19 protein-coding genes (1 of these 19 only partly in view) are annotated in these 16,425 nt (G+C 50.8%); 1 reads left to right on the forward strand and 18 read right to left on the reverse strand.

What is annotated here, in order from left to right:
* On the reverse strand, window positions 1-704 hold the 5' portion of the coding sequence (locus ET464_RS10875; RefSeq protein WP_129440787.1) for a nucleotidyltransferase-like protein. It extends 181 nt beyond the left edge of the window; the window shows 704 of its 885 coding nt (coding positions 1-704); the start codon lies at window positions 702-704; its stop codon lies off the left edge, out of view.
* A gap of 152 nt (window positions 705-856) precedes the next feature.
* Here ET464_RS10875 and ET464_RS10880 point away from each other — a divergent pair, with 152 nt between their 5' ends.
* The gene (locus tag ET464_RS10880; RefSeq protein ID WP_129440789.1) at window positions 857-1,219 is read left to right on the forward strand and encodes a YgzB family protein; all 363 of its coding nucleotides are present in this window, start codon (window positions 857-859) and stop codon (window positions 1,217-1,219) included.
* Window positions 1,220-1,401: 182 nt separating this feature from the next.
* On the opposite strand, the gene ET464_RS10885 is transcribed toward ET464_RS10880, so the two are convergent.
* The 17 genes from ET464_RS10885 to ET464_RS10960 all read right to left on the reverse strand — a co-directional run bounded on the left by ET464_RS10885 (window position 1,402) and on the right by ET464_RS10960 (window position 16,140).
* Entirely contained in the window at window positions 1,402-3,126 is a 1,725-nt protein-coding gene (locus ET464_RS10885) for a glycosyl hydrolase family 18 protein (protein ID WP_244226764.1), read from the reverse strand.
* A gap of 142 nt (window positions 3,127-3,268) precedes the next feature.
* Complete coding sequence (locus ET464_RS10890; RefSeq protein WP_129444290.1) at window positions 3,269-3,703, reverse strand: Fur family transcriptional regulator; 435 nt, start codon at window positions 3,701-3,703, stop codon at window positions 3,269-3,271.
* A gap of 167 nt (window positions 3,704-3,870) precedes the next feature.
* Complete coding sequence (locus tag ET464_RS10895) at window positions 3,871-4,578, reverse strand: MgtC/SapB family protein (protein ID WP_129440791.1); 708 nt, start codon at window positions 4,576-4,578, stop codon at window positions 3,871-3,873.
* A 326-nt stretch (window positions 4,579-4,904) separates the two neighbouring features.
* Window positions 4,905-6,347 carry an Asp-tRNA(Asn)/Glu-tRNA(Gln) amidotransferase subunit GatB gene (gene gatB, locus ET464_RS10900; RefSeq protein WP_129440793.1) on the reverse strand — a complete coding sequence of 481 codons (1,443 nt, stop codon included), beginning with the start codon at window positions 6,345-6,347 and terminating at the stop codon, window positions 4,905-4,907.
* A 54-nt stretch (window positions 6,348-6,401) separates the two neighbouring features.
* Complete coding sequence (gene gatA, locus ET464_RS10905) at window positions 6,402-7,859, reverse strand: Asp-tRNA(Asn)/Glu-tRNA(Gln) amidotransferase subunit GatA (RefSeq protein WP_129440796.1); 1,458 nt, start codon at window positions 7,857-7,859, stop codon at window positions 6,402-6,404.
* Between the two features lie 32 nt (window positions 7,860-7,891).
* A complete protein-coding gene (gatC, locus tag ET464_RS10910) occupies window positions 7,892-8,179 on the reverse strand; it encodes an Asp-tRNA(Asn)/Glu-tRNA(Gln) amidotransferase subunit GatC (protein ID WP_129440798.1) in 288 nt (95 codons plus the stop codon).
* Between the two features lie 62 nt (window positions 8,180-8,241).
* On the reverse strand, window positions 8,242-8,931 hold the full coding sequence (locus tag ET464_RS10915; protein WP_129440800.1) for a metal-dependent hydrolase: 690 nt from the start codon (window positions 8,929-8,931) through the stop codon (window positions 8,242-8,244).
* A 389-nt stretch (window positions 8,932-9,320) separates the two neighbouring features.
* Window positions 9,321-9,704, reverse strand: coding sequence for an ATPase (locus ET464_RS10920; RefSeq protein ID WP_129440802.1), 384 nt, complete (start codon window positions 9,702-9,704; stop codon window positions 9,321-9,323).
* A gap of 183 nt (window positions 9,705-9,887) precedes the next feature.
* Entirely contained in the window at window positions 9,888-10,376 is a 489-nt protein-coding gene (locus ET464_RS10925; protein ID WP_129440804.1) for a hypothetical protein, read from the reverse strand.
* 18 nt (window positions 10,377-10,394) lie between these two features.
* Window positions 10,395-10,772 carry a hypothetical protein gene (locus ET464_RS10930; protein WP_244226501.1) on the reverse strand — a complete coding sequence of 126 codons (378 nt, stop codon included), beginning with the start codon at window positions 10,770-10,772 and terminating at the stop codon, window positions 10,395-10,397.
* Window positions 10,773-10,816: 44 nt separating this feature from the next.
* The gene (locus ET464_RS19820; protein WP_165279974.1) at window positions 10,817-10,963 is read right to left on the reverse strand and encodes a hypothetical protein; all 147 of its coding nucleotides are present in this window, start codon (window positions 10,961-10,963) and stop codon (window positions 10,817-10,819) included.
* Between the two features lie 35 nt (window positions 10,964-10,998).
* A complete protein-coding gene (locus ET464_RS19825; protein ID WP_165279975.1) occupies window positions 10,999-11,160 on the reverse strand; it encodes a hypothetical protein in 162 nt (53 codons plus the stop codon).
* Between the two features lie 176 nt (window positions 11,161-11,336).
* A complete protein-coding gene (locus ET464_RS10940; RefSeq protein WP_244226502.1) occupies window positions 11,337-12,236 on the reverse strand; it encodes a hypothetical protein in 900 nt (299 codons plus the stop codon).
* 28 nt (window positions 12,237-12,264) lie between these two features.
* On the reverse strand, window positions 12,265-13,203 hold the full coding sequence (locus ET464_RS10945; RefSeq protein ID WP_129440810.1) for a type II secretion system F family protein: 939 nt from the start codon (window positions 13,201-13,203) through the stop codon (window positions 12,265-12,267).
* Window positions 13,200-14,576 carry a CpaF/VirB11 family protein gene (locus tag ET464_RS10950; RefSeq protein WP_129440812.1) on the reverse strand — a complete coding sequence of 459 codons (1,377 nt, stop codon included), beginning with the start codon at window positions 14,574-14,576 and terminating at the stop codon, window positions 13,200-13,202. The genes ET464_RS10945 and ET464_RS10950 overlap by 4 nt, the downstream gene beginning before the upstream one ends.
* Window positions 14,573-15,424, reverse strand: a complete 852-nt coding sequence (locus ET464_RS10955; protein WP_129440814.1) for a CpaE/TadZ family protein — start codon at window positions 15,422-15,424, stop codon at window positions 14,573-14,575. Before ET464_RS10955 ends, ET464_RS10950 begins: the two co-directional genes overlap by 4 nt.
* The gene (locus ET464_RS10960) at window positions 15,421-16,140 is read right to left on the reverse strand and encodes a CpaB family protein (RefSeq protein ID WP_129440816.1); all 720 of its coding nucleotides are present in this window, start codon (window positions 16,138-16,140) and stop codon (window positions 15,421-15,423) included. Before ET464_RS10960 ends, ET464_RS10955 begins: the two co-directional genes overlap by 4 nt.
* Window positions 16,141-16,425 lie beyond the last annotated feature (285 nt).

Genomic DNA, 16,425 nt, shown 5'->3' on the forward strand with positions numbered 1-16,425 from the left:
TTTTTGCTTGCCAATATATCGAGCAGCAGTGCACAACATGATTTCATTTTATTCATCACCGAAAATTCGCAGGCCAGCATAACCAGTTCCACTCTAAGCTGCAACGACTCCGGACTTGCGGTGAGCTCTTCATACAACTTGTAGATGCCGGGATGCACCCTGCGCAATTGAACCCATAACGCATCGTCCGCTGTTAATCCCTCTTCAATCAGTATAAGATGCGCCCAATGATGCAAGGCATGAACCACATGTGCGTGCGCATCTAAAATGTGATGTTCCCCCAAATGATGTTTGGCCAGCAAATATTCCGATAAAAAGCCGGAAAACCGAGAAAGGAGCCTCCGCTCCTTCAAACAGTCTGCATTTATTGTTAATTGCTTTTGTGCGTTATGAATAAAACCTTCCGCGTCCAACCATATCTCCCCCTGAACTAGCCATTGAATAAAATCGCGATTTTCTCCTGTAAGTAGCTGATGCTGTATGCTTGCCCAGACAACCGATCGGATCAAAATGCGCTTCCCATTTATCATGACTAGCTCAGTAGCTAAAGCTGAATCGTTGTCTTCCTTTATAACAAGCAAAATTGAATCAAAACCGTTTATAGCGGTGGTACTCTGAGACTTCGGATGCTCCCAAAAAACAAGACCGATACAAACCGGGTAAGCCTTAAATCTGCTGATCAAATAATCCCTTGTTTGTTCCATGGTGCCTCCATATAGCTTTCAGTCCAAGCATTAAGCTATAATAATGATCTGTGGGATATGTTTTCGACAATAGCATATGAATTTCCTGCTTGTACAGGAGAAATACCGCCTCAACCAATTACTGCCATACATATGGAAAGGACTGGGACGAAGTGAACAAATTCTTTTTTAAATCGGCGAAGATTAACGAATTTCGTTTGTGGGGTTTAGTGTTTACTCTCATTGGAATGGGCGTTATGATTCTAGGAACAGCAGGCATTGTTTTTTGGGGGCAGGCAGGCAAAATTATGGCCGCCATCTTTATGGTTATCGGCATGATATCCCTGCTTATCAGCGTAGCCGTCTACTTCTGGGCCGGAATGATGTCCACAAGCGCCACGATGCTGGAATGCCCGGAATGCGGCAAGCCAACCAAAATGCTTGGCCAAACCGACCGTTGCATGTTCTGCAAAACGATATTGACGCTTGACCCTGCACAGGCAACCCACGGGCATACCCATACGACAACCAAGTAACTACATAAGATTATAAAAAAGAGGCCGTTCCGGAAAGAACGGCCTCTTTTTTTCTGTTCATCGGTTTATTGTGAACCGAGCAGCGCCGGCAGTCCGTCAATGCTCCGCATACCGCCTTCATTTCAAATCCCCCGATCGCTATATAGAAGGAGTACAAATGCTGCATGCAAAATGATGTATCCTTACGGATTATGAAGGGCTTGATTAATGGTATTCCAAATCGACTGCGTCTGGAAGTTTCTCTGCCAAGTGGCTACTCCGGCGATTCCGTATTTATGGGCGATCGCTATGCGTGCCTTGATGGAAGTATCATCTTCAATCCAAATCCGGTTTAACGAACCGTTTTCCGTGTATTCCACATAGTTTTGGCCGGTTTCTTCATTAAAAACGGGCTTAAGCTTTTTGTCGGCGATAATGTTTTTCACTTTATCCATGCCTGCCGGCTTGGATGAAACTTTAATACCGCCTTTAGCATCTTTGACTTCTGTCCAAATCCGGGTATATAGCGGCATGCTTAAAATCAGTTTGTCCGGCGGCACTTCATCTTCTTGAATAATCCGCGCTAATGATTGCTCCGTCCAGCTCAGCGATGCAACTGATCCTGAAGTTGGACTGGATGCCCAATGTTCATCGTAGGCCATCACCATCATATAATCCACCGCTTTGCCGAGCGCCTTCCGGTCAAGGAACAGCGACCACATTTCGCTGGTTGATTTCGGCGTAACATCAATAGAAACGACAAGGCCTTGCTCATGAAGCAGCGGGGTTAGCTCTTTTACAAACTGAACCAGATTGGCTTTATCCGCAGTAGCGACGTTCTCAAAATCAATGTTGATCCCTTGTAAATCATACAGCTGAGCGAACGCAATGAGCTGCTGGATCATTGAAAATCGGGTATCGGCATTCGCCAGCGCTGCAGTGGTCCTGGCCGGTTCAAAGCCGTTGCTGAACAAAGCCCACACCTGCATCCCTTGACTGTGCGCCCAGCGCACATACGCCGGATCAGCTTTGCCTTTGATCGTTCCTTTGCCGTCCTGAAGCTCAAACCAGGTTGGGCTGACAACATTCACGCCTTCCAGCTTGCCGATTTTGTTCGGGTCAGGTTTTACGTCGTAAACGGCTTCCCAAGTCAAATTAATCGGTTTGCCGGCTGTTTTCCAAGCAACAAACGGTTTATCTTTCTGAGGAGCGGCAACCTGCTCGATCCGGGTCAATACCGCGTCCGGCTTGGCCATATATCCGGGATGCCCGTCGGGGCCTTGTACGTAAAGCCAGCCTTGTTTTTCACCCCATATCCGGACTGTTTCGCCTTGCGGAACCTTCTCCACCATCGGCTTGCGGATACTCGGACCGGTCCGGATAGCCGATCCTTTGGTTTTGCCCGCTTCGGCAAGCTGAACGCTTTGCCCCGCAAGCAGCAGCGTTACAACCCCTGTATGCTCGGCATATTCGGCTTTGACGCCATATAGCTCTTGCACAGGAGTAATCGGCACATAAACTATTCCGTCTTTTTTCTCAGCGGCAACCGTCAGCTTGTACGGCTTCTGATTAATCGTTGCAGTCAGCGACTCTGTCCGCAAATGAAGCACCTTGCTCGCTGTCGTCATCACGATGGAACCGGTAGCTTCTTCATAGTAGATAGGCTTGTCCGGCCCCAGCACGGTATTCAGCACATCAATCGGGAGCAGAATCTCCTCATTCTCCAGCAGCGCGCCTTCCGAAGCGGTTTCCCCTTGAACCATAATGGGATGCTGAAAACCATATTGAGGAAAAATTAGCTGCCCATTCGGAATAAACTTCAAATATCCAAACCAGCAAACAGCAAGCAGCATGCCGACCATAAAGAAAAAAGCAAAATACCTCCCGGTTCGTCTGCGCCTTCGGCGTGGCGGCATCCGGGTGTACATCGTCTCCAATCCTTCACTCTCCCGTATGTTTACTTGTTCGATCAAATTCTGCTTGCGCAACGCCCATAATGAAAAACGCGCAGACTAGCGATGATGACTTGATCGCTTTCCTGCGCGTTTACTTCAGGTTACCGCCATATCCTTAATGCTGGTGTACACCGCTGCAGGATTTGCACAAACCGTATATTTCCATGCGATGCCCTTGTACAACAAAACCGGTTTCGGCTGACGCCGCATACTCCACTTCAACAAGCGGCGGATAATCAAAATCAACAATGGACCCGCATTTTTTGCAGATCGCGTGATAGTGATTCGTTAAATCAGCATCAAACCGGCTGGAATCATCTCCAAACGTCAATTCTCTAACTAGTCCCGCATCTACAAATAACCTCAGGTTATTATAAATAGTTGCCACGCTCATACTCGGAAAATTAGGCGACAGTGCTTTATATATTTCATCTGCTGTCGGATGTGTCATCGAGTCCATCAAATAGCTTAAGATGGCGTGACGTTGCGGGGTCATTCGGACGCCACTCATTTTCAATTGCTCCAATGCTTCGTTAACGTTGGCTCCCATTCCCCTCACGCCTTTCCAAATATTATTTAAGAATTGTTCTAATTTAGTTCTCATTTACTATTGTACGTGTTTTCAAAAGAATTTGTCAATGAAAGCGCCTCACTTCTACTATACGACTTTTAGGAGCCGCTCATGTTATATTGTTTTGTCCACGATTTCCGGCCCTGTTACTCTAGGCTAACGCGGCTAACGCCTTCCAGCTGCTTGATTTCGTCTAATACAACCCAATCCCCATCCGGCTTCGGGCTGCGTATATAAAATTGCAGCATCATCTGGGCGGGGCTGTCCCGCTCCGAATCATCTTCAATAATAAGCTTTTTTACAATAATTTGCCGGTCGCTTAGCATGGCATGAATTGTTTTTAAAATAAACGGCCGGTCCGTTAATTGAACCTTCAGCAGCTTCTCCGTACGGGAAGCGATATACTTGCGCTCCAGCTTATTAAAGGTGTACAACACAAGCAGCATGATCAGCGTCACAGAAATAGAGGCGAAATAAAAACCTGCGCCGGTCGATAAACCGATTGCCGCAACGACCCACAGCGAAGCGGCTGTGGTCAAACCGGTAATTGACTTCCCTGTAAATAAAATGGTGCCAGCACCTAAAAAACCGACTCCTGTCACAACGGCAGACGCCAGTCGGGCAGGATCTACACGAACATTCGTCTCGTTCACAAACTCCGAGAATCCGTACATAGAAAGCAGCATCAGCAAACAGGAGCCGAGGCAAACCAAAATATTGGTGCGCAGGCCGGCTGCATGATTGGACTGCTCCCGTTCAAATCCGATTAATCCGCCCAATACGACGGCAAGCAAGAGGCGCAATAAAATATGCCAGTCACTGATTTGCCATGGCGTAGCAGTCATAACGTCCATTGTTACCGCTCATCCGCCCCTTCATCCAAATGATCATTGTTACATCATATGCAGGCGATGATCGCAATCGCCCTTTATTTGCATTAACGAAAATAAAAAAATAGCGCGGGCTTGTCCAATTTCAGTTAGCCGGCCTGTAAAAAAAGCCGCTCAGAACTGTTCTGACCGGCCATATACATCAAAAGCCTCCCGGGTGGGAGGCTTCAGATCCTTTCGCCGGCTGTCCAGGCCGGCTTCATACGCAGCTGTAGTAAACTAAGCGTTTAGTATAGCTGCATGCGTTATGGATGACAAGGCGATAAGCAGGGATGCTGCCGCTACGGCGTTCAGCCGTTCAGCTTATCCATGAGCAGCTTATTAACGATAGCCGGATTGGCTTTGCCGCGTGTTTCTTTCATGATTTGGCCAACGAGGAATCCAATCGCCTTTTCTTTGCCGGCACGGTAATCTTCCACCGATTGCGGGTTCGCTTCGACGATTTTGTCGACGATGGCAAGAATTGCGCCTTCATCGCTGATTTGCACGAGGCCTTGCTCTTCGACGATTTGCTGCGGGCGTTTGCCGGATTCCAGCATCGCTTTGAATACCGTCTTCGCAATTTTGCTGCTGATTGTGCCTTTCTCAAGCAAGCCAATCATTTCGCCGAGGCCTTGGCCGGTCAGCTTCACTTCCGCCAGCTCCAGACCGTTTGTGTTCAGATAGCCGAGCAGGTCGCCCATGATCCAGTTGGAGACGGCTTTGGCGTCCTTCGTGTAGTTCAAGCTTTCCTCGAACAGGTCCGCCAGCTTGATGGACGAAGTGATGACTTCGGCATCGTAGGACGGCAGCCCGTATTCGGAAGTATAACGCGCTTTGCGGGCGTCCGGAAGCTCCGGAATTGATGCGCGCACGCGTTCTTTCCATTCTGCATCAATATGCAGCTGAACAAGGTCAGGGTCCGGGAAGTAGCGGTAATCATGCGCTTCTTCTTTGCCGCGCATCGAGAACGTTTTGCCTTGGGCTTCGTCCCAGCGGCGCGTCTCCTGCACGACTTCTCCGCCTTCGTCCAAAATTTGCGCCTGGCGGAACTGCTCGTACTCCAAGCCGCGCTGTACGCCGCGGAAGGAGTTCATGTTTTTCAGCTCGGCGCGGATGCCGAACTTCTCCTGGCCCCAAGGGCGCAGGCTGATGTTGGCGTCGCAGCGCAAGCTGCCTTCTTCCATTTTGACATCGGAAACGTCGCAATAGAGCATGATCGCTTTCAGCTTCTCAAGGTATGCCTTCGCTTCCTCCGGCGTACGGATGTCCGGCTCGGACACGATCTCGACAAGCGGCGTCCCGACACGGTTAAAGTCAACAAGCGATGCGTATCCGCCGTCTACGTGCGTCAGCTTACCCGCATCTTCTTCGAGGTGAAGGCGCGTAATGCCAATCCGCTTCGTCTGGCCGTTCACTTCGATGTCGATATAGCCGTTCTCGCCGATCGGCTTGTCGTATTGCGAGATTTGATATGCTTTTGGCGAATCGGGGTAAAAATAGTTTTTGCGGTCGAACTTCGTAACATCCGCAATTTCACAGTTCAAAGCCATAGCCGCTTTCATGGCAAATTCTACGGCTTGCTTGTTTAATACCGGCAGGACGCCGGGATGCCCAAGGCAGATCGGGCATGTATGCGTATTAGCCGGCGCGCCGAAGGACGTCGAGCAGCCGCAAAAGATTTTGCTTTTGGTATGCAGCTCCACGTGCACTTCGAGGCCAACTACGGTTTCGTATTTGGTCGCTTCAGACATTGCTATCGTTCCTTTCGTTCGCTTCGCTTTGTAGGGGACTACGCCATAGGCCTTCTACAGCTGCGGGCGCTGCTTATGGTAATCGGTATGCTGCTCGAAAGCATGCGCCGCGCGCAGCACGGTCCGTTCGTCGAACGCTTTGCCGATAATTTGAAGACCGATCGGCAAGCCGTCCGCAAAGCCGCAAGGGACGCTGATCGCCGGAACGCCTGCAAGGCTGACCGGAATCGTACAAATATCGTTCAAGTACATCGTAAGCGGATCGCCCACTTGCTCGCCGATACGGAATGCCGGCGTCGGAGCCGTTGGCCCGATCAGCACGTCATATTGCTGGAACGCCTGGTCAAAGTCCTGCTTGATGAGCGTGCGGACTTTTTGCGCTTTCAAGTAATAAGCATCGTAATAACCCGAGCTAAGCGCATAAGTGCCAAGCATGATCCGGCGTTTTACTTCCGGGCCAAAGCCTTGACTGCGCGATTTGCGGTACAGGTCAATCAGGTTGTCCGGATTTTCAGCGCGAACGCCGTAACGTACGCCGTCAAAGCGCGCAAGGTTGGACGATGCTTCCGAGGAAGCAAGCAAGTAGTAAGTTGCAATCGCATAGTCGGTATGCGGCAGCGATACTTCCTCCCAAGTTGCGCCAAGGCTTTCGTATACTTGAAGCGCAGCCATGACGGATTCTTTGACGCGCGGGTCGATGCCTTGCCCCAAATATTCCTTCGGCACGCCGATGCGCAGCCCTTTGACGTCGCCGGTCAATGCGCTTGTGTAATCCGGGATGTCCACGTTCGCAGAAGTGGAATCCATGTTGTCGTAGCCGGCAATCGCTTGCAGCACATAAGCGGAATCCTCGACGTTTTTGGTGAGTGGTCCGATCTGGTCCAGCGAGGACGCAAACGCAACCAGGCCAAAACGGGATACAAGGCCGTAGGTCGGTTTCAAGCCAACAATGCCGCAATAAGCGGCCGGCTGGCGAATCGAGCCGCCGGTATCCGAGCCTAGCGAGAAATACACTTGTCCCGCTGCAACGGATGCAGCGGAGCCGCCGCTGGAGCCGCCCGGTACATGCTCCGTGTTCCACGGGTTGCGGGTTGGGTAAAAGCTGGAGTTTTCGTTCGAGCCGCCCATGGCGAACTCGTCCATGTTGAGCTTGCCGATCGTGACCGACTGGGCCGCGTTCAGCTTGCGGACAGCCGTCGCGTTATAAATCGGGTTATAGTTGCTCAGAAACTGGCTTGCACACGTTGTAAGCAAGCCTTCCGTTACAATGTTGTCTTTGATGCCGGCCGGCAGGCCAAACAGCAGGCCGCGCTCCGCGCCGTCCTGAAGCTGCTTGTCCAGCTCTTCTGCTTGTGCGCGCGCACCGTCTTCATTTAAAGTCAAAAACGCCTTAATGGAAGGCTCCGTTTCCGCGATACGGCGGTATGAAGCATCCACCAATTCTTGTACCGACAGCTCTTTGCTGTTCAGCTTGTTATGTACTTCCTGAAGGCGCATATCAAACAATGCCAACAGAAGCCCCTCCCTTCCTTCGTTCCAATCCGTTATTCGAGTACCGCAGGCACTTTAATCTGGCCATCTTCATCATCCGGCGCATTCAGAAGCACCTTGTCGATCGGCAATGACGGACGAACCTCGTCCTCGCGCATCACGTTGATGACCGGCAGCACATGGCTGGTTGGTTCAATATTATCGGTTTGAAGCTCATTCAGCTTCTCCGCATATTTTAAAATCGCATTTAGTTGTCCGTTGAACGTCTCTTTCTCTTCTTCCGTCAGTTCAAGCCGAGCGAGCTTCGCAACATGCTCTACGTCCTGCATCGAAATGCTCATTTGCATAAACCTCCTTCATCATGCCAAAAATCATTCTTCCTATTATAGCGTAGAAGCTATGCTTATGACAAAGACAATTGTTCGCCAATCGCCAGTACTTGTCCGCGCATGCCGCGCTCTTTCAGTTTGTTTACAAAGCTTTCCGCATCCTGGCGGATAACGTCAAACGTATCGTAATGAACCGGCACGACCAGCTTCGCTTGATACCACTCCGCAGCCTGCAGCGCATCTTCCGGACCCATTGTAAATTTGTCGCCGATTGGCAGGAATACAACGTCGATGTCGTTGCGGTCGCCGATCATTTTCATATCCCCGTAAAGCGCCGTATCGCCGGTATGCAAAATCGTCAGCCCTTCCGCTTTTACCAGGTAGCCGCCGGGCTGCCCGCCATAAATGACGCTGCCGTCCTCAAGCGTAATGCCGGAGCTGTGAAAAGCCTGTACCATTTTCACTTGTGCAAAACCAAGGTCGACCGTACCGCCTGTATTGATCTGAACCGTCTGCAGCCCTTTTTTCTCAAAATGGCCCGCAAGCTCAACCGCCGCTACAATCGGGGCATTGTTCTGCTTGGCAATCGGCTCGGCATCCAAAATATGGTCCATGTGCGCATGTGTAAGCAGCACGTAGTCCGCTTGAATATCTTCGGGTTTCGCAACCGCCTGCGGATTGCCGCGAAGGAACGGGTCAATGACAAGCGCCTTGTCGCCGATTTGAATATGAATGCTGGAATGGCCGTGATATGTAATTTTCATTTAGAACTTCCTCCTTATATTCCGCTCCGGTATCGTGGAGAACGGTAATGATCTCATTGCTTTATTGTACCTTTTTTTCATGCTCAACACCAAGCGCATCCGCCAGCGTTTTCCTTCGTATACAGATTGCCGGGATGCAAACAATACGAACAGGCTGGCCGCAGCTTCAATTCTATACATGAGCACGAATGAAAGGAGGCTGAACATCTTGTCCAAACAGCAGGGACATGGCCGTAAAAATACGCAAAGCAAAACATCGGACAAAAAAAGCAACGGCTCAGGCAACAACCATTAATCTTCGCTCCCTCATCCACAGCAGTGCCTGGCAGGCCAGCTGTGGATAAAATAAAAAGGGCGGCCCGTTACCGCGGGCGCCCTTGCCATATCGCTTATATCCAAGCTTTCAAGTTAATTTGGCGGATAAAATCTTCCCGGCTTTGCCCTTCTTTGCTGCTGCTTTCAGCTTCCGGCTCTTCTTCCGTCTCCCCGTTCATAATCCGGTTAAACAGTTCTTCATTATAAGTTGCCAGCGCGTAATCAATAAGCGCTTCACGTTCAATCCGGTCGACCTCCTGCTGAATAAGCAGATGCTCAAGTTCGATATCATCCTCCGGAACAAGAAAATTCCGATTCGCTCCCGGAATACGCACAACATAATCAAATACGTTATCCTGATTGCGGTCATAAGCAATTATATAGCCATATTCCCCTACGGGAAGATTTTGTTCATATTGGTCTGCCACAATGACGATCTTAGACCCTAGCTTCAGCATGTCTATTCACTCCTGTCTGTCAGCCGCTATTCTATTAATCTTATCCTACTAAAAAATGATAGCGGTGTCCATTCCAAGCGGCGCTCGTCAGATTGGATACCGATAAATCGAGTATCCGTATACCATTCTTATGTATGGAAGGAGAGGAATAGTACGGCTTCAGATCATCCATTTGCGAACAGCTTAAATCGCCAAAACCAGCTCGGCTACTCCTTTTATTTCCCATGAAATGGGGTCCAGTACATGAAACGCCCGCGGATATGTCACCTTGGCAATCATGACAACGCCCGGATGTTTAAGCACAGTCTCATAATGGTACGTTTCATTAGTATAGAAATAAGGAAACGCATTGTCTTCATTAATAACGTCAAACAAAAGCACCTGAACAGCTTCCTTGAACGGAGATCCCGGAAGCGGTTCCCCCGTCTCGTCCAGCATTAAATTGCTTTGCAAATAAGCCTTTGCATATGCATAAGCCGCTTCCGGATCAATACGGGCATATCCGTCTCCCAGCGCTTCAAGATCAATTTGCTGAGCGCCTGCATGGGTAGCCCGGTTAACCGCAGATTTGCTTTGATTCAGCAGCTGAAGCGCCTGTTCCTCATCAGTTTGCAATGCGATCAGCGTTATCCAAAGCCCGGACATTACAATTAGGATCAACAGCTTAGCCATTAAGCACACCCTCGCATCTTAACGTACATACTCGCTCATTCGGATGCCGAAAGCATGAAGCTTCGCGCCTTTCTGAGGTTTATCAAACCCGATCAGCTGGTCAATCCGCAGCAAATCTTCGTAAGGGTATTCCGCTTCCAGACGCAGTCCCGTCCCTCTCGGGAGCGGATCGGCTGCGTCTGATGCATCAGCGCCGCTCGTTGATGATACACGGAACACAATGTCTTCCGGCTTCAAGCCGAATTGGCGCAGCCTGTCTTTGGAAGCCGTCAGCATCCCATTATCAATATATCCATAAGCGCCGCTCGCTCCCACCTCTAGCAAATAATCTACCTCCTGCTGAAGCACGGCTTGCCGGACAATAAGAACGTGCCTGTAAACAGGCGAAAACATCATCCAGCAAACGATTCCCGAAAACAAAACAAACACTAGAATGCTCTTCATGGGTTCATGCGGCGTATATAGCTTCCGACAGCTTCTCCGGTTCCTTTCACCTGCTGCTTCATGCCATGATCGCCTTCCGCTACGCTGTTATAAATCGCAATAACAGTAATAAGCAGCAATACTGTCACAAGCAAGCCGCGCATAGGTTCACCTCCGCCCTTTCGATAAATCGCATGGATTATTTGTCGTCATCCTCCAACAGCTCGCCGATCCGGGTGTTGGCGTTGCTTCCCTGCTCTTTAATGCGTGCCTGCGTTCCGGTTGAGTCTGCAGCAATGACGCTGTTGAACAAAAGGACCACAACCACAATCATCATGACCGTTATTAAAATATTGCGCATATTTTCACCTCCTTCATAGCCGGATGTTCCGCCGGCGGGATGTTCCGCGCTCGCATGCGGATGTTTTCTGCGCGCAGCAGGTGCTGGCAGCATAAGCCTCAGCTTATTAAAGCCGCTTACAGCAGGCGCTGGCATGTGGCGGCTTATTAAGCTGCTTGCAGCCGTCTGCCCGCTGTTCAGCCAAGCGCGTCAAACAGCCTTTGCCCTTCCTGTACCCAAGGATAAATAAACACATCAAACGTATATAGAATCGGAATTCCTGCCAGTACAAAAAGCACATAAGAGCTTGATTCCTTACGGCTCTCCTTCTCCAGCTCCAGCTTCTCCTTATAATCCTGGATCCGTTCGCGAAGCAGCTCGTAATATTCGCGGCTTTCATGCTGGCGTATGGCGTCAATCGTTTCCGTAAAGCTCATTCCTTCATCCGTGCCAACTTTTCGCTTAAAGGAGCGCAGTGCTTCTTCCGGGTCGTGATACCACTCCGCGAGCAGCCGCTCCAGGTCGCTCCGGAGCAGCCTTGAAAAAGGAACGCAGCGCATAAGCTTGGCATGAATATGGAGCGAGGAATCCGCCAAATAAAGCAGCTGGCTGCTGATGATATAAATTTCTTTCGTGATTTGATGGGCGCGAAGCTTTCGGACAGCGCGAAGCCAAGACATATCGAAAGATGCAGCCGCTATTAATAGAAGAAACGCGCCGCAGCAATAGGCGCTGGCTCCAGCGGCCAGCAGCCCTTGCGAATTTGCCCAAAGCGCCAGCAGCAATAACGCCGGCAGCAGGAGCAGCATAAGCCTCCTGCCCAGCATGTACCAAGCCGGATCGGCGGTTACCCCGCAGCCGGACAGCAAAGCCTGGCGCTCTAAAAACGCGTGCTGCTTCCGGTTAAGATGCGCCAGCTTCAGCCATTTGTCCGGTAATTCACGGCTTCTCATCCGCTTAAGCGGAATATGGAGCCACCTTGGCCTTTTGCCAGGGAGCAGACGGAGCAGTAAAAACAAAGCAGCAAAACAAAATCCGAATTGGCCGGTTAAAGCGGCCGCATCGACCAATGAGCCAACCGATAAATGAATGTGCACAACCTCCTTCCGAGAAGCAGCGAGGCTTTTACATCTTTTTGCGGGACAGCCACAAGCCCATCAGAAACGATATAAAAATAAGCAATCCCGCATTCAGCAGCATGTTCCGCCCTTGCGGGTCAACGACGTAATAGTAATAAGCGTTGGAACCGTCATAATGAATGTTGATGCCGATAAATAAGGCGAGAAAAAAAACCGGCGTAAAATTGGCGATCCGGATTTCCAGCAGCTTGCTCCTCTCCTGTTCATTAGCCCGCCGCGCTTTGCGCATGTCGGTAATGAGCTCCTTGAGCCCCTCGGTAATCGGCACGCCTTCGGTCAAGGCAACCCGCAGCAAATTTACAAAATAATCAGCCCAAACGCTGCCGATGGCGGAGGCGAATAAACGCAAGCTTTTCTCATCGTCATCCCGGACGGATAAATTCCGGTACAGCTGTTCAAATACAGGCTGCATTGGGCCGATCAGCCGCCTTTCGTCAATGGTCCGCTGCAAAGCAAGACGCAGCTGCTTGCCGCCCGTAATCAAATAACATTGATAAAACAGCTCTACAGAGGGCAAAAAATCATTTTGCGTCTGAAGCCGGCGTTGTATTAAAATGGCGCGAAGCGTCATATACGGCAGCAGCGCAAAAACGCCGCCCATTAATATAACGCCTTTGGCGCTTTGAAAAAACAGCCCGCCGACCGCAATTCCTGCGATCATCAGCATTAAAGACAAGGCCACTAAGCGCACCGGCTGCGCATTCATCTGCAATGTCTCCAGCAGCTCCGACAAATGATTATAAGCCCGGCCGGCCCGCTGAAGCCGGCGGTCCAGCTTTTTGCTTAAAGAACGGTCTGCCCGGTAGGTCAGCCTGCTTTGCCTGCTGTGCGTATTCATAACCCCATGCAGCAGCTGGTACCATACATAACCAAGCAATAAAAACAGCAGCGCAGTTGCAGCATAAATGGATACGTCCAGCCTCATTCCATCACCATCCTGCTTCGCTGCCGCAGCCGAGCGGTCAGTTCCGGAACGTCCGGGTCCGGGTACTGCCAGTCATCCGCCGTCTCATCGTATACCGCCCAATTGCGGACAACCGTCTCTCCGCCTTCCCAAGCCAGCTTGCCGATTCGGGAGATGACCCGCCTCCCGTCCCCGATATTGCGCATTTCAATGCCCACTTGCGTTACATATTGGGCAATGCGTTTCACGAGCCGGTCCGGATTAATGCCTCTGCCGTCCAGCATGCACATATCGGTTATCGCTTCCGGCACATCCTCCAGCGTGTTGGCGTGAACGGTCGTCATACTTCCCGAATGCCCCCGGGTACAAGCCCGCACATAAATATTGGCATCTTCATCGCGAATCTCCGCATGAACGATCCGCTGCGGCGACTGGCGAAGCGCAAGCTTAAACGCCTGAGACGCTTTATGCAGCTGATCATCCTCATCCGCTTCATATTCGATTATGTTTCTGGAAGGAAAATCGCGGCTGAGCATCATTTCATGCCTGCCTTCGATCGTAATAATGCGCTCTTGTTCCGGCAGTTCCGCAATCAATGCTTTCATTAAATTGGTTTTGCCGGAGTTTGTCGGGCCGATAATGACGATATTCAGCCGTGCGGCAAGCACTTGCCGAAGCAGCCCGGCTATACGGCTGTTAATTGTGCGGTAGGCAGGCTGGCACAGCTCATCCAGGCTAAATGATTTAACCGTATAAAAACGAATGGTCAACGTCGGCTTGGACGTATAGCCGTAACCGGTCATCGTCACCCTGGAGCCGTCTCGAAGCATTACTTCCGCCCAGCGTTTGCGCGGATTAATCCGGTCATTGTTAAACAACACCAGATTTTGCTGAATCCGCTCCACCTCGCGTTCATGCTCAAACCGGTAAACGGAAGGAACAGCCGTACCGCCGCGCACTTCAAAAATAGCCGTACCGACAACCTGAATTTCCTCCAGCCCTTCTTTATGGCGAAGTACAAGCTCAAGTACGTTAAGGCCGATAACCTCGGCAAACAGCGCTTCGGCAAGCGTCTCGTAAGGCGAATTGTATCCGTCCAGCTGGTGAATGCGCAGCCGGATGAGACGATCTGCAATCATCGCTAAAATGCGGTCTCTTTCCCGGCTGAAGCCAAGAACCGCCCGGTTCAGCGTCTCGTTATATTCCCGGCGCGCTTCCTCGTTTAACCCTTGCGGCGATGCTAAATAAGACCGGATATCCTCGGCTAATTGCTTGAAGTCCCGCGCCTCGGCGCCTGCAACCGGCCGGACAGATCCAGCGCCATCCGTCCCATCTTGCTGCCGAAGCTGCGCCGAATAACCGGCTGGAGAAAATTTATGCTCCGAGGGCTTCAAGACCCTACCCCTCCCCGATGCTCCAGCAGCTTGCGGAACCACGGCTGGGCCGTAATGGCGCGTTTTCGTGTTTGAGCAAGGCCGTACCGGTTCACAATCGCTGCCGCCGGCTCCAGCATCGCTTTTTTGCCCGCCGGGTCGCTGCTCAGCCACTGCTCATAATCGCCCTTGTCCAGCGCCGAAAACATTCCGGCTGAAGTTTGAAATTCCCCCAGCTTCGCAGTCCCAATTTCTTTGCAAATCTCTTTCACACGATAACCTCCGTTCCAATAAGGCGAATGAATGATCACAGCTTCAAAATGATCCGGTGTAATGCCAAACGTAGGCGCAACTGCGGCAATCCATTGCTGCGCATCTTCTTGAAAATGGGACAATACCGTCGTAGTTACCAGCACTTTCATATCAGCCATACGCATCCCGACTACCGTCGCCGCGTTATCCCAATACGCGCCGACATCAAGCACAATAACCGGAAACGCTTCCGCTGCGCAGGCGATTAAATGTTCCGCTTCTTCCGGCGTAAAAAACTCCGCTTGCTCCCGCTCCATGTTGCCAAATAAGACGGACAGCTTGGGCATGCTGCCGATGCGGTGCATCGAGCGAAGCAGCTTGTCCGGAGCCAGACTTTGCGAACGCAGCTCCGGTCTAAGGCGGTCCAGCGAATCGGAAGGCTTGTCTATACCGATATAGCGATGGATTTTGGCGCTTTTTAAATGAAGGCAGAAATAGCCGACGCCTTGCCCCGTTGCTTCCGCCAGCCGGTAAGCCGCGGCAAAGGAAGCTGAAGTGGTGCCGATATTCGGCGTCGTTCCAACAAAGGCGATAATTAACGGGGACGTTTCGCTCAAGGCCCATTCTCCTCCCCGAGTCCGTCCGCCTGCATCGTCTCCGGGCTGTACGCTATGACGAGCTGCTGTGTTCCATCCTTGCAAGCGGCATCCACCTCCAGCCACTGCTCCTCGGTTAAATTCAAGTTGATGTAATCAATCATGCCGTTTGCATCCCTCCGCGAAGCATACATTTTCTCCTTGTCCCCGTCTGCAAGCGCCAGCAGGTTCGGATCCTCCTTATCGTCAATTTCAACATTGCTGGAGGATTTGACGGATGCCACCTTAACGGTTTGCTCAAACAGTCTTCTTGGCTCAGCTCCGGACAAATAAAGAACAACTTTATCGCCGGCCCGAATTCCGTTAGAGATGGAACGGATATACGATTTAGGGATTTGAAAGGTCGACTCCGCCGGCCCGGGCTGCAAAGTATAGCGGCTTACCTTCCAGTCATACAGCGGCTCGCCTTGTCCAAGCGGAATAAGCGTCTCCATTCCTTCAGCCGTTTCCTTGCGTGTCAGCATCTCCTTCGTAACCATATTGCCGGGAACCGGCTTATAGCTTAAATCCGACAGCTTGAGCCGTTCCCCCGCCCCGATGAAACGGTTTGGCACAACAACGTTGACCATGCCTTTCCTTTCCTGCTCCTTCGTCTGCATCCAGCCGATGCCATAAACAAGCAGGCCGGATAAGATGGCTGCAAGGAGCGAAAGCAGCACATTTCTTCTTCGGTTCATCGCCTCTCCTTCCCTAAGCAGAGCCGCAAAAAAAAAGAACGCAGCTTCAGCCAAATGGCCAAGGCATGCGTTCTTCGCATAGCACCGCTCAATATGTGTTGTTGGTAAATTTAAACATCTAATTGACGTAATAATAGCAAATCAATAATAGAGTTGTCTACATCTTTTTTATAAAAAAATACAGCTTTATCCTTTGTATGTAACTTGCCGGTAACTCTCTAACATTAAAGTGCGTACTTCCGCAATGTGAGATCCGGGATTACGATAGAGCCATAATATGAATTC

The sequence above is a fragment of the Paenibacillus protaetiae genome (genome assembly GCF_004135365.1).
GTDB classification, from domain to species: Bacteria; Bacillota; Bacilli; order Paenibacillales; family Paenibacillaceae; genus Paenibacillus_AP; species Paenibacillus_AP protaetiae.